The 13,331-nt window shown below is 74.5% G+C and carries 9 protein-coding genes; 2 read left to right on the top strand and 7 right to left on the bottom strand.

The window, feature by feature from the left end; genetic code table 11:
* Positions 1-43: 43 nt before the first annotated feature.
* Together sucB and lpdA are read right to left on the bottom strand one after the other, a co-directional pair.
* The gene (sucB, locus tag D7044_RS07930; protein WP_120688390.1) at positions 44-1,882 is read right to left on the bottom strand and encodes a 2-oxoglutarate dehydrogenase, E2 component, dihydrolipoamide succinyltransferase; all 1,839 of its coding nucleotides are present in this window, start codon (positions 1,880-1,882) and stop codon (positions 44-46) included.
* A 71-nt stretch (positions 1,883-1,953) separates the two neighbouring features.
* The gene (lpdA, locus tag D7044_RS07925; RefSeq protein WP_120678372.1) at positions 1,954-3,345 is read right to left on the bottom strand and encodes a dihydrolipoyl dehydrogenase; all 1,392 of its coding nucleotides are present in this window, start codon (positions 3,343-3,345) and stop codon (positions 1,954-1,956) included.
* Positions 3,346-3,524: 179 nt separating this feature from the next.
* On the opposite strand from lpdA, the gene D7044_RS07920 reads away from it, so the two are divergent.
* Positions 3,525-3,854 carry a hypothetical protein gene (locus D7044_RS07920; RefSeq protein ID WP_120678370.1) on the top strand — a complete coding sequence of 110 codons (330 nt, stop codon included), beginning with the start codon at positions 3,525-3,527 and terminating at the stop codon, positions 3,852-3,854.
* A gap of 114 nt (positions 3,855-3,968) precedes the next feature.
* On the opposite strand, the gene D7044_RS07915 is transcribed toward D7044_RS07920, so the two are convergent.
* On the bottom strand, positions 3,969-5,540 hold the full coding sequence (locus D7044_RS07915; protein ID WP_120688389.1) for a leucyl aminopeptidase: 1,572 nt from the start codon (positions 5,538-5,540) through the stop codon (positions 3,969-3,971).
* Positions 5,541-5,703: 163 nt separating this feature from the next.
* Here D7044_RS07915 and gcvT point away from each other — a divergent pair, with 163 nt between their 5' ends.
* On the top strand, positions 5,704-6,843 hold the full coding sequence (gene gcvT / locus D7044_RS07910) for a glycine cleavage system aminomethyltransferase GcvT (RefSeq protein ID WP_120678366.1): 1,140 nt from the start codon (positions 5,704-5,706) through the stop codon (positions 6,841-6,843).
* Positions 6,844-6,990: 147 nt separating this feature from the next.
* Here gcvT and D7044_RS07905 read toward each other — a convergent pair whose 3' ends face one another.
* The 4 genes from D7044_RS07905 to D7044_RS33500 all read right to left on the bottom strand — a co-directional run bounded on the left by D7044_RS07905 (position 6,991) and on the right by D7044_RS33500 (position 13,251).
* Positions 6,991-8,280: a DUF2314 domain-containing protein gene (locus D7044_RS07905; protein ID WP_120688388.1), complete on the bottom strand. Its 1,290-nt coding sequence runs from the start codon at positions 8,278-8,280 to the stop codon at positions 6,991-6,993.
* A 65-nt stretch (positions 8,281-8,345) separates the two neighbouring features.
* On the bottom strand, positions 8,346-9,119 hold the full coding sequence (gene cobS / locus D7044_RS07900; protein WP_120678362.1) for an adenosylcobinamide-GDP ribazoletransferase: 774 nt from the start codon (positions 9,117-9,119) through the stop codon (positions 8,346-8,348).
* Complete coding sequence (locus tag D7044_RS07895; RefSeq protein WP_120688387.1) at positions 9,109-10,974, bottom strand: bifunctional adenosylcobinamide kinase/adenosylcobinamide-phosphate guanylyltransferase; 1,866 nt, start codon at positions 10,972-10,974, stop codon at positions 9,109-9,111. The genes cobS and D7044_RS07895 overlap by 11 nt, the downstream gene beginning before the upstream one ends.
* Positions 10,975-11,022: 48 nt before the next feature.
* Positions 11,023-13,251: a serine/threonine protein kinase gene (locus D7044_RS33500; RefSeq protein ID WP_233564896.1), complete on the bottom strand. Its 2,229-nt coding sequence runs from the start codon at positions 13,249-13,251 to the stop codon at positions 11,023-11,025.
* Between the last annotated feature and the right edge of the window lie 80 nt (positions 13,252-13,331).

The raw sequence follows: 13,331 nt of genomic DNA, 5'->3' as shown, positions 1-13,331 counted from the left end.
CCCGGGTGACCGGGGCGCCCTTCGCGGTGGCTAAATCAGCGGGTCAGAGACCCAACTCCGCCTCGAAGTTGCCGGCCTCCAGCCGCTCCTTGACCGCGGCCAGGAAACGGGCCGCGTCGGCGCCGTCGATCAGCCGGTGGTCGTACGAGAGGGCCAGGTAGACCATCGACCGGACGGCGACGACCTCGCCGAGGTTCGGGTCGTTGACCACGACCGGACGCTTGACGACGGCACCCGTGCCGAGCATCGCCGACTGCGGCGTCGGCACGATCGGGGTGTCGAAGAGGGCACCCCGGCTGCCGGTGTTGGTCAGCGTGAACGTCGCACCGGCGATCTCGTCCGGGCTGATCTTGTTGGTGCGGGTCCGCTCGGCCAGGTCGGCGACCCGCTTGGCGATGCCGCCCAGGTTCAGGTCACCGGCGTTGTGGATGACCGGCACCACGAGTCCACGCTCGGTGTCGACGGCGATGCCGAGGTGCTCCGCGCCCGGGTAGGTGATCGTCCCACCCTCCAGGTCCAGCTGGGCGTTGACGATCGGGTACGTCTGAAGCGCCTCGACGGCGGCGAGGGCGAAGAAGGGCAGGAAGGAGAGCTTCACGCCGTGCCGCTGCTGGAAGGAGTCCTTCGCCTGTGCCCGCAGCCTGGCGACCTTGGTGACGTCCACCTCGATCACGGTGGTGAGCTGCGCCATCTCGTGCAGCGACTCGTGCATCCGCTTGGCGATGGCCTTGCGGATCCGGGGCAGCTTCTCCGTGGTGCCGCGCTTCGCGCTCGGCTGCGGCTTCGCGGCCGGCTTCGCCGCGGCGGCCGGCGCAGCAGCGGCCGGGGCTGCAGCCGGAGCGGCCTGGGCGGCCTTGGCCCGCTCCGCCGCCTCCAGCACGTCCTGCTTGCGAACACGGCCACCGACACCGGTGCCGTTGACCGAGGCCAGCTCGACGCCGTGCTCGGCGGCCAGCTTGCGGACCAGCGGGGTCACGTAACCGGCCTCCGCGCCGGCGCCCGGGGCGGGAGCCGCCGGGGCCTGCGCGGTCGGGGCCGGCGCTGGCGGCACCGCCCGCTGCTCGGCCTGGACCGGCTGCTTGGCGACCTCGGCCTCCGCGGCCGGCTCGTTGTACGAGACCCCCGGGGTGGCGGCGGGAGCCGGAGCGGGCTTCGCCTCGGCCTGCGGAGCGGGCTTCGCCTCGGCCTGCGGAGCGGTCTTCGCCTCGGCCTGCGGGGCCGGCTTCGCCTCGGGCTGCGCGGCCGGGGCGGCACCGGCGGCACCGATCACGGCCAGCTCCGCGCCGACCGCGGCGGTCTCGTCCTCGGCGACCTTGATCTCCAGGACGGTGCCGCCGACCGGCGACGGAATCTCGGTGTCCACCTTGTCGGTGGAGACCTCCAGCAGCGGCTCGTCCGCCTCGACGGTCTCGCCGACCTGCTTGAGCCAGCGGGTGACCGTACCCTCGGTGACGCTCTCGCCGAGGGCCGGCATGGTGACCGGGGTGCCCTCGCCGGACGGCGCGGGAGCGGCGGCCGGGGCCGGCGCGGCCTGCGGTGCCGGCTCGGGCGCGGTGCCCTCGGCGGCGGCCGTCGGCTGCGGGGCCGGGGCGGCCTGCTCGGCCGGGGCCTGCTGCTGCGGCGCGGCGGCGCCGGCCTGCTCACCCTCGCCGGCGATGACGGCCAGCTCGCTGCCGACCTCGGCGGTCTCGTCCTCGCCGACCACGATCCGGGTCAGCACGCCCGCCGCCGGCGACGGGATCTCGGTGTCCACCTTGTCGGTGGAGACCTCGAGCAGGGGCTCGTCGACCTCGACGGTGTCACCCTCCTGCTTGAGCCAGCGGGTGACGGTGCCCTCGGTGACGCTCTCGCCGAGCCGAGGCATGGTGACCGATACCGGCATGTTCTCCAGACTCCTTCATTCCCCTGGTGGGATCATCGCCCGTCGCCGGACGCCGCAAAATACGTTCTCGATCAGGCGTGTACGTGCAGCGGCTTGCCCGCCAGGGCCATGTGCGCCTCACCCAGGGCCTCGGTCTGCGAGGGGTGGGCGTGCACGAGCTGCGCCACCTCGGCCGGGTAGGCCTCCCAGTTGTAGATGAGCTGCGCCTCGCCGATCAACTCGCCGACCCGGGCGCCGATCATGTGCACGCCGACCACCGGGCCGTCCTCGACCCGGACCAGCTTGACGTGACCGGCGGTCTTGAGGATCTGGCTCCTGCCGTTGCCGCCGAGGTTGTAGTTGAAGGTCTTGACCTTGTCGGCGCCGTACTGCTCCTTGGCCTTCGCCTCGGTGAGACCGACCGAGGCGACCTCCGGGTCGCAGTAGGTGATCCGCGGGATGCCCGCCTCGTCGATCACGGCCGGGTTCTGGCCGGCGATCTCCTCGGCGACGAAGATGCCCTGCTGGAAGCCGCGGTGCGCGAGCTGGAGGCCCGGCACGATGTCACCGACGGCGTAGACGTTCGGCACGCTGGTGCGCAGCCGCTCGTCGGTCAGCACGTAGCCGCGGTCCATCTTGACGCCCTGCTCCTCGTAGCCGAGGTTGGCGGTGGTCGGCCCCCGGCCGACGGCGACCAGCAGCAGCTCGGCCTCGACGGTCTCGCCGCCCGCGATGGTCACCTTGACACCGTCGGTGGTCTTCTCGACCTTCTCGAACGGCTTGCCGACCTTGAAGTTGATCTTCCGCTTACGGAAGGCCCGCTCCAGCGCCTTCGACGACTCCTCGTCCTCGGCGGCGACCAGGCGGGGCAGGGCCTCGATGATGGTCACGTCCACGCCGAAGGACTTCCAGACGCTGGCGAACTCGACGCCGATCACGCCGCCGCCCAGCACGATCGCCGAGGACGGAACCCGGTCCAGGGTCAGCGCGTGGTCGCTGGTGATGACCCGCTCGCCGTCGATCTCCAGGCCGGGCAGGCTCTTGGCGTACGAGCCGGAGGCCAGCACGATGTTGCGGCCGGTGTAACGCTTGCCGTCGACCTCGACGGCGTTCGGGGCGACGAGGCGACCGGCCCCGGCCACCACGGTGATGTTCTTGGAGCTGCCCAGCAGGCCCTGCAGGCCCTTGTAGAGCCGGCCGATCACGCCGTCCTTGTACGAGTGCACCGCCGCGATGTCGATGCCGACGAGGTCGGCCTTCACACCGAACTGCTCCGACTCGCGGGTCTGGTCGGCGACCTCGGCCGCGTGCAGCAGCGCCTTCGTCGGGATGCAGCCGTTGTGCAGGCAGGTGCCGCCGAGCTTGCCCTTCTCGATCAGCGCGACCGAGAGGTTCAGCTGGGCGGCGCGCAGCGCGGTCGCGTAGCCGCCGCTGCCACCTCCGAGGATGACGATGTCGAAGGTTGCGTCGTTCGGCTCGCTCACGTCCAACTCCCAGGTAGCGACAGTGCATCGGGGGTCACGGCGGGACGCCTCTTGGGCAGACCCCACCTCGGTCATCTTGTCACCACCGGCCACAGAGCGCGTAGCGAGGTGCCCAACGACACGTCTCCGACACGTACGCTTGGCCCCGTCGTCGATGACGGATTGTGGGGGAGAGGTCCGTGGGATTGTTCCGGCGCCGCAAGCCGACGCGCGCGGTGAGCCAGGATCGGGCGGTCGACCGTGCCGATCTGGAGCATCTTGAGAACTTCGTCCGCACCCGGCGCGGCGTCGAGGCGTACATCGAGCCCCGGACGACAGTCACCGAGACCACGGTGATCCTGATCGCCGACGACGGGGAGTGGACCCGCCGACGCATCGACGGCCCCGACGGGGCGCGTCGCTTCGCCCACCGGTTGGGGATCCCGGTCTACGACGTGCGCCTCATGGGCTACCCGCAGCGCATGCGCGACTTCAACGAACGTCGCAAACGCCGCCCCGACCTCTACTGACCCCATCCCGGCCCCCTCCGTGGGGCCTCGTACACGGAAAGAGTGGCTGTTCCGCGCGGAACAGCCACTCTTTCCGTGAATCTGCGCAGCGCCCCGGGCCGGGGCGGGCGGGGATCAGCCGTTGGTGGCGACGTCCTCGACCAGGTGCAGGAGGGTGCGGACCGGCACACCGGTGCCGCCCTTGGTCCAGTAGCCGGTCGGCTCACCCGAGTGGTAGCCCGGCCCGGCGATGTCGATGTGCGCCCACGCCACGTCCTCGGTGACGAACTCGCGCAGGAACACGCCGCCCTGCAGCATGTGCCCGGCTCGGTCCATCCCGGCGTTGACCTGGGAGATGTCGGCCACGTCGGAGTCCATGCCCTTGCGCACGTCGTCCGGCAGCGGCATCGGCCACGCCGGCTCGCCGGTCGCCTCGCCCGCGACCTTCACCCGCTCGCAGAGCTCCGGCGTACCCATCACACCGGCGATCCGCTTGCCCAGCGAGATCACCTGGCCACCGGTGAGGGTGGAGGTCTCGAAGAGGTAGTCGGTGCCGTCCTCGCAGGCGCGGGCGATCGCGTCGGCCAGGATCATCCGGCCCTCGGCGTCGGTGTTCAACACCTCGACCTTCTTGCCGCTGTACATGCTGATCACGTCACCCGGCCGGTACGACGTCCCCGACGGCATGTTCTCGGCCATCGGCAGGTAGCCGGTCACCGCGACGGACGGCTTGAGCGCCGCCACCGCCAGCATGGCCGCGCCGACCGCCGCCGCGCCCGCCATGTCGGACTTCATCTCCCACATGCCCTGCGCCGGCTTGATCGAGATACCGCCGGTGTCGAAGGTGATGCCCTTGCCCACCAGCGCCACCCGCTTGCCGTTGCCGCCACCCTGCGGCGTGTAGGTGAGCTTCACCAGCCGCGGCGGGGCCTCGGAGCCCTGACCGACGGCGATGATGCCGCCGTAGCCGCCGTCGCGCAGTGCCGCCTCGTCGAGCACCTCGACGCCGAGCCCGGCCTCGCGGGCGGCATCGGCGACCGCGTCGGCGAAGGCCGGCGGGCGCAGCTCGTTCGGCGCGGTGTTGACCCAGTCGCGGCTGGTCAGAACCGCCCCGACCACCGCCGCGGCGCGGGCCACCTCGGTCTGCGCGGTGCCCTCCGTGGCGTCCGGCACGGCCACCAGCACCTCGGCGACCGGCTCCCGCCGGGCCGGCTGCGGCCGGGTCTTGTAGCCCGCGAAGCGGTACCCGCCGAGCAGCGCGCCCTCCGCGACCGCGCGCAGTGCGGCCGGGGCGTCGGCGTCGTCCGGCAGCGGCAGGGCCACCGCCACCCGGGACGCGCCGGCGAGGGCGCGTACCGCCGAACCGGCGGCCCGGCGCAGGACCTCCGGCTTCGGCGCGGCGCCGGCCGGTTCGGGGCCGAGGCCGACCGCGGCGACCACCGGAGCCGTGATCGTGCCCAGCGTCGCCAGCTTGATCACCTCGCCCGGGCCGCCGGTCGCGCCGAGCAGCGCCAGCGTCTCGGTGAGCTTCCCGTCGAAGGCGGCGGCGATGCTCTCGGCGCCGCTGGCGAGCAGCAGGGTGCCGGCGAGGCCGCTGGTGGCGGCCTGCTCACCGGTCTGACTGTGCACGCCGATCACGATGGCGTCGACGGCGAGCTCGGCTGGGTCGGTGTCGACCAGGCTGAGGGTGGTGCGGGGCGATGTCACTGAGCTACTCCGGGCGGGCCGGGCCGGCCGCGACGACGCGTACCGGCGGTGAAGGTCTCCGGCGGCGAACCTACCCGCCGGACGTGTGGGTTGTCCCGCCGAGACGAATCGGCGGGTCCCGCCGATGCTAACCAGCGCGTCCGGCCCCGGTAAGTTGCCACCCATGACCGACGTGACCACCGACGTGGCCGAGACCCGGCTGCGTCGTTCCCCGCTGCACGAGCGGCACACCGCTGCCGGCGCCAAGTTCGCTCCCTTCGGCGGTTGGGAGATGCCGCTGGAGTACGCCGGCGGCGGCGTGCTCCGGGAGCACACGGCGGTACGCACGGGGGTGGGTGTCTTCGACGTGTCCCACCTCGGCAAGGCGCGGGTGACCGGGCCGGGCGCCGCGGACTTCGTCAACGCCTGCCTCAGCAACGACCTGGGCCGGATCGGCCCCGGCCGGGCGCAGTACACGCTCTGCTGCGACGACGCCACCGGCGGTGTCGTGGACGACATCATCGCCTACCTGCACGCCGACGACCACGTCTTCCTGATCCCGAACGCCGCGAACACGGCCGAGGTGGTGCGCCGGCTGCGCGCCGCCGCGCCGGAGACGATCACGATCACCGACGAGCACGAGGCGTACGCGGTGCTCGCCGTGCAGGGGCCGCGCTCGGCCGAGCTGCTCGACTCGCTGGGCCTGCCGACCGCACACGACTACATGAGCTTCTCCGCCGCCACCCTGGACAGCGGCGTACCGGTCGAGCTGACCGTCTGCCGGACGGGGTACACCGGTGAGCTGGGCTTCGAGCTGGTCGTGCCGGCCGAGCACGCCGTCGCGGTCTGGGACGCCCTCTTCGCCGCCGACGAGTCGTACGACGTGCGCCCCTGCGGGCTCGCCGCCCGCGACACACTGCGCACCGAGATGGGGTACCCGCTGCACGGGCAGGACCTGTCGTTGGAGATCACTCCGGTTCAGGCCCGCTCCGGCTGGGCCGTCGGCTGGGACAAGCCGGCGTTCTGGGGCCGGGACGTGCTGCGCGCGGAGAAGGCGGCCGGTGCCCGGCGTACGCTGCGCGGCCTGGAGGCCGTCGACCGGGCGATTCCGCGCCCCGGCATGACCGTGTACTCCGGTGCGGCGACTGTGGGCACGATCACCAGTGGCACGTTCTCCCCGACGTTGAAGCAGGGCATCGCGCTGGCGCTGCTGGACACGGCGGCGAACCTGGCCGATGGTGACCTGGTCGAGGTGGACGTCCGCGGTCGCCGCGCCCAGATGCGCGTCACCCGCCCCCCCTTCGTCCAGCCCCACGTCAAGTAACCCCCACCCCCACCCCTCTCCCTCCCCTCTCCCCCCACGACGCCAAGGCCGGTGATCGAGAGGTTTGCGTCACGGATCGCGCCGATCCTGACGCAAACCTCTTGATCACCGCGGTCAGGGGGGAGGCGGGCGGGGGCGGGGGCGGGGTTAGGGGGTGGGGCGTTCGCCGGCGTCCAGGACGGCCTGCGTCCAGCCGCCCTCGATGACGCCGGTGCCGTCCAGCACCGCCCAGTCGACCACGTCCGAGGCCTCCACCACGACCGGGGCGCCGATCCGTACCGTCGGGTCGGAGTTGGCGTCGCTGGCGCTCACCCCGACGATCCGCTCCGGGGTGTCCCACGTCGTGACGCCGGCCCAGACGAACTCGGGGCCGTCCTCACCGGGCAGGCCGTACTTGACCACCAGCTGCGACTCGCGCGGCAACCGCCCGTCGACGAAGCGGGCCCGTACGTCGACCAGCCCCGCCCGGGCGGTGGCGATCGCCTTGCTCATGGCGTCCCCGGGCCGGGCGTAGCGCACGTCCGGCTGGATGCCGGCGAAGAGCGTGGCGCAGGCCGCCGCGAAGTACCGGCCGTCGGGGCCGGAGTGTCCCTCGGGCGGGCGCAGGCTGAGGAACGAGTCCGCGTCCGGGTCGGTCGCCGGGTCCAGTTCGATCCGGAGCAGCACCGGGGCGGTCGCGCCGTGCTGCTCCGGATTGCCGTACGCCACCGCGATGTCGTGCCCGGTCACCGTGGCGAGCACCGGCAGCTGCACGAACGCGGGCACCTCCTCGCCGGAGAGCCCGTCGGTCCAGTCCCGCAGCAGCCGACGCGCCGCGCCGGTCATCACCGCTCCCCAGGCCCGGGTCAGGTGGTCCGGCACGCCCTGGGTCTGCAACTCCAGCAGGCCGAACCGGCGCAGCCCCTTCGTGGTGAACCAGAGCCCCTCGTCGTCGGAGGAGTAGGGCACCAACACCCAGTCGACGAGCCGGATGCGGCCCGTCTCGTCGGGGAGTGACCGCAGCGCCGCCGCCGGGTCCAGGAACTGCAACCCGAAGACGTCGACCACGTCACCGCCGACCGAGTCGGCCACCGCCGCCGCCACCGCCCGGGCCGCCCACTCGTGCGCCGGCGGCCAGCCGGGCCGGTACTCGGCCTGCACCACCACGAGATGGGTGGCCGCGGCGAGCCGGTCCAGCTGCGCCTCGCTGGCGCCGAACGCGGTGAGCAGGTCCGGCGGCAACTCGGGGAACTCGCCGATCGGCCGGGTGTCCACGCTCATCAGCGGACTGTCCAGCATCTGCTTCGCTAGCCCGTACACCGGTTCGGCGATCCGGCCGGCGAGCGCCGCCACAGCGCTCTTGGTGCTGACCCGCGGCAACCCCTCGACGGGCACCAGGTAGGTCGCGCTGAGCGACTCCGGCACCGGTACGGGCAGGAAGTCGTCGGTGATGAGCATTCTCGTCCCCCGTTGGCGGCGCCACTGCTGTCGAGCCGAACGCTACCCGGCACGCCGAGTCGGGTTCAGCCGGACAGCACCAGTCCGAGGTAGACGAGCGTGGTGACCACCTCGACGGTCGCTCCCAGCACGTCGCCGGTGACCCCGCCGAGGCGGCGCACCACGTGGGCCAGCAGCGCCACCGCGACGGCGAGGGCCACCCCGACGGCGAGCGGCCCCTGCCACGGGCGGCCCGGCACCGCGGCGGCGGCCACCAGGGCGACGGCGACCGCGCCCAGCGCCACGGCCGGCGGACCGACCGTGCCGGCGACCAGCGCGCCCAGGCCCTCCGGACGGGCGGCCGGCACGCCCCGCCGGCAGGCCAGCGTGACGCCGAGCCGGCCGGCCGCCGTCGCGGCGACCACGGCCGCGAGGCACGCCGGCCACGACCGTCCGGCCAGCTCGGCGAGCGCCGCGGCCTGCACGAGGAGTACGACCACCAGGGCGACCACCCCGAACGGGCCGACGTCCGGCTTCTTCATGATCTCCAGGGCGGCCGCCCCACGCCGGTACGAGCCGAGCGCGTCGACGGTGTCGGCCAGCCCGTCCAGGTGCAGACCCCGGGTGAGCAGCGCGCCGACGCCGACGGTCACCCCGGCGGCCACGAGCGGCGCGGTGAGCGCGGCGAGGAGCAGCAGCACGCCGGCCAGCACCGTGCCGAGCAGTGCGCCGACCGCCGGAGCGAGCGACATCGCGGTACCCGCCACGGCCCGGTCGATCCGGCCCGCGCGCACCGGCAGCGTGGTGAAGGTGGTGAGCGCCAGCCGCGCCCCGGCGACGAACCGCCCGTCAGCCGGCACGGCCCGACGGGTCGACCCGCTCCTCGTCCGGCTCGGTGCTCGTCGGGCCGGGCCCGGCCGGCTCCGGCTCGGCGAACTCGGGCTCCGCCTCTTCGACGTCCTCGTCGGCTTCGTCCCCGGCGGTCAGCGACGGGTGCGTGGGCAGTGCGGCGGCCAGCGCCAGCACCGAGCGCAGTATCGGCAGCGCGACCAGGGCGTTGGCGCCCTCGCCGAGCCCCAGCCGCAGGTCGAGCAGCGGGGTGAGCCCGAGCACGTCGGCGGCGAGCTTCACCGCCGGATCGCCGCCGTGGTCGGCGAGCAGGCACCAGTGCCGGGCCTGCCCGGCCAGGTCCCGGCTGACCAGGCCGGCGGCGAGCCCGACCGGGCCGTCGAGCATCACCGGGATGCGCCGCGCCGTCGCGCCGAGCAGCACGCCGGTGGCGATCGCCAGGTCGCCGCCGCCGAGTTCGGCGAGCACGTCCTTGGCCGCCCGCGAGGAGAGCCGGCTGCGGTGCATCGCGTCACGTACCGCCGCGCAGCGGCGCATCCAGGCCGCGTCGTCGATCTCGCCGGTGTCGGTGACCACCCGGCCAAGGACGGCCGCGGGCTCGGCGCCGGCGGTGGCCGCGAGCACGGCGGCGGCGGCCGCCTCGGTGCCGGCCCCGGATGCGGCCAGCACCAGCAGCTGTACGCCCGCCTCGGCGGCCTGCTCGGCCAGCTGCCAGCCGTAGCGCAGGGCCGACTCGACCTGCTCGCCGGTGAGCGCCGGCTCGTCCTCCATGGCGGCGGCGCTCGGCGCGTCCACCACCTGGAGGCCGGCGCCCGCCTCGGCGGCCAACCGGGCCAGCGCGCCCCGGCCGGCACGCGCCTGCCCGGCGCGGCGCGCCGACTCACCGGGCCGGTTGCCGGCGGACGCCCCGCCGGCGTGGTCGCCGTTGATCAGCAGCACGCGTACGGAGGTCCAGGCGGCCGGGGTGGGGGTGCCCTGGGTGGCGGCGGCGAAGCCGACCAGCTGCGTCAGCACACCCAGTCCCGCGCCGGGCACGTCCAGGGTGGCGAGCCGCTCGATCGCCTGCGGGCCGGCGTACTCGTCGGGCATCGGCAGCTCCATGCCGGGCTGGATGACGAGCCCGGTGGAGACCATCGGCAGTGCCATGGTCGGCGTGGACCACGCGGTGCCGTTCTCGGTCGGCGGCATCGGCGGCGGAGGTGTGGGGTTCGCCACGTCCGAGAGGTCGACGAGGTCGGGCATCGGCGCCACGGCCGCGCCGTTCGCGCCGGCGACCCGCGGGGTCTCCGCGCCGGCAGCGGCTCCGGCGGGGCGCACCGTCGCGCCCTTGAGCCAGGTGGGCTGCCCGGCGATCACCAGTACGACCCCGTCGCAGGCGTCGGCGACGGCGCGGTTGGTCGCGCCCAGCGCGTCGGTGAAGGCCCGGCCGACGGGGGTGGTCGGCACCAGGGAGAGCCCGACCTCGGGGCTGACCAGCACCACCCGCGCGGTGCAGTGGCGGATCGCCTCGGCCAGCTCGGCGATCGTCCCGGTGTCGTCGGAGGGCTGGTGCGCCGGATCCAGCAGCACCGCCACCCACCCGCCGAGGTCGTCGACGAGCAGGGTCTCGTTCGGCTCCGCCGCGGCGAGCACGTCGGCGAGCCGACGTGGGTCGCTCGCGGTCTCCTCGGTGGTCCAGCTGCCCGGCCGGCGGGCGCGGTGTGCCGCGAGGCGAGCCGCCCACTCGGTGTCCTGCGGGTCCCCCTCGGGCGAGGTGGCCACGTATCGGACCACCGGCGCGTCACCGACCAGGGACTCGGCGAACTCGGACTTGCCGGACCGGATGCCGCCGAGCACCAGGACCGTGTTCCACCCGTCAACCGACATGCCCGTACCTTAAGGCCGTCGGTGGGGTGGTTGCCGCCCGGCCCGGACTCAGTCGCAGTGTTCGAAGGGGCTGGCGTAGCTTGCGCCTCCGGTCGACCCGCCCCACTTCACGCACTTCCCGGGGGCGGTGGCCGTTACCGGCCCCGCGTAGTAGTCGAACGAGCCGCTCTCGGTCGTGCGGTCCTGCCCCTTCACCTCGAGGTACGCGGAGACCGTCGTCTTCGTGCCGACGGCGGTGTCCTTCAGGGTGACGACGCAGTTGTTGCCGTTGCCCGTGTTGTAGAGCAGGTAGACGCGCCCCCGGCGGCGTCCGTCCCCGCCGGTCAGCGTCGCCGAGTCGATCACCTGGTAGCCGGGACCGCAGGCCTGGTTCGCCGTGTACGGGTTCGGCTTCTCGGGCTTGCTGCTCGTCGGCTTCGAGGTCGGGGACGGCGCGTCCCCGTCGCCGCCCGCCGGCTCGGTGCTCTCTTCGCCGCCGGGTGCGGCGGTCCGGACGGCCGAGCCGCCGGCGCTCGCCGTGGGGCTCGCCGAACCGGTGCCGCGCGGAGTCGCGGTGGGCCGGCTGTCGGGGGTGGCGCCGGCGGAGTCCGGCACGGGCTCCTGCCCCTGCTCCTGCGCCGCTGCCGATTCGGCGGCCAGCGCGGGCGGCCGGTCGCCGTCGTCGGCCTCGCCACCGGTGCGCAGCGTGATCACGCCGATCGTCGCGACCAGGGCCACGAGGGCGGCCGCGGCGGCGCCGATGAGCCCGACCCGGCGGCGGGACGACCCGGAGCCGACCGGGTTCTCCAGGGTGTCGGCCTCGGGCCCCGGTATCGGCGGAAGGCTGTTCGGCCACTCGCTGGGACCGGGCTGACCGATCGGGGTCGCACCGGCGAATCCGCCCGGGAATCCGGCGGGGCCGCCGGCGGGTGGGGTGGGGAATCCGGCCGGGCCGTGGGCCGGTGGGGTGGGGAATCCGGCCGGGCCGTGGGCCGGTGGGTTCGGGCCGCCGGCCGGGCCGTGGGCCGGTGGGTTCGGGCCGCCGGCCGGGCCGTGGGCCGGTGGGTTCGGGCCGCCGGCCGGCGGGGTCGGGCCGCCGGCCGGCGGAAGACCGGGCGACGTGGGGAACGCGGGCGCGGGCGGCACAGCGACGGCCGGTTGCCCGCCGGCCGGGGTGGCGGGCGGCGACGGGTGGGGCGCGGGGTACCCGTTCGACGGGGTGGTGGAGTCGGGCGCACCGGGAACCGCGGGTCCGGCCGAGCCGGCGGGAGCGGCGGGGACGGCGCCGTCGGCGGGGTGCGCGGGCCCCGGCCCGAAGTAGGTGAGGTCCTCCGGCACCGGGGGCGGGGGCGGCACCGGCGTGGCCGGCGGGTGCACACCCCCGGGAGCGACCGGCGGTGCCGGCGGCTGGGCGGGCCCACCGGCTGCCGCCCACGGCGGTGGGACGGGGTGCGCGCTGCCGGCCAGGATGCCGCGCCGCGCCTCGGCGGCCGCCCGGGCCAGCTCGGCGGCGCTGCCGTACCGGTCGGCCGGGCGCTTCGCCATGGCCCGCGCCACCAGCTCGACCACCGCCGGCGGGGTGCCCGGCGGCAGCGGGGCCGGCTCGTCCTGCTGGTGGCGCAGCGCCACCTCGAGCGGGTTCTCACCCACGAACGGGGGCTGCCCGGCGAGACAGAGGTACGTCACGGCGCCCAGCGCGTACACGTCGCTGGCGGCCGAGACCGGCTGCCCGGTGGCCTGCTCGGGCGACATGAAGGAGGCGGTGCCGAGCACGATGTTGGCCGCGGTGAGCCCGGAGAGGGCCCGCGAGCGGGCGATGCCGAAGTCGACCAGCACCACCCGCCCGTCCGACTTCACCAGCAGGTTGCCCGGCTTCACGTCGCGGTGGACGATCCCGGCGACGTGCGCGGCGTGCAGCGCCTCCGCCGCCTGCGCCACGACCGACATGGTCGACCCGGCGTCCAGGCGGCCGGCGCGACCGATCCAGTGGGTCAGCGGCTCGCCCTCGACGTACTCCATCACCAGGTAGTCGACCAGGCTGTCGTCGCCGAGGACGGCCTGGCCGACGTCGTGCACCGCGACGACGCCCGGGTGCCGCAGCGCGGCCAGCATCCGCGCCTCCGCCCGGAACCGGGTGGTGAACTCGGCGTCGGCGACCAGCGTCGGTAGCAGCACCTTGACCGCCACCTCGCGTTCCAGCAGCAGATCCGTGCACCGCCAGACCGCGCCCATTCCGCCGGTCGCCACACGTTCGCTCAGCCGGTAACGCTCGCTGAGCACCACTCCCCGAGTCAGCACCGAGCCACCGTACCGGCCGGTGCGGAGACCGTCATCGACGCCCGTAGGACCGCGCGGGGGGCGAGGGCGCGGCCGGCGCG

The organism is Micromonospora musae (assembly GCF_003626635.1).
Classification (GTDB): domain Bacteria; phylum Actinomycetota; class Actinomycetes; order Mycobacteriales; family Micromonosporaceae; genus Micromonospora; species Micromonospora musae.
This window is presented reverse-complemented; position numbering and strand designations above follow the sequence as displayed.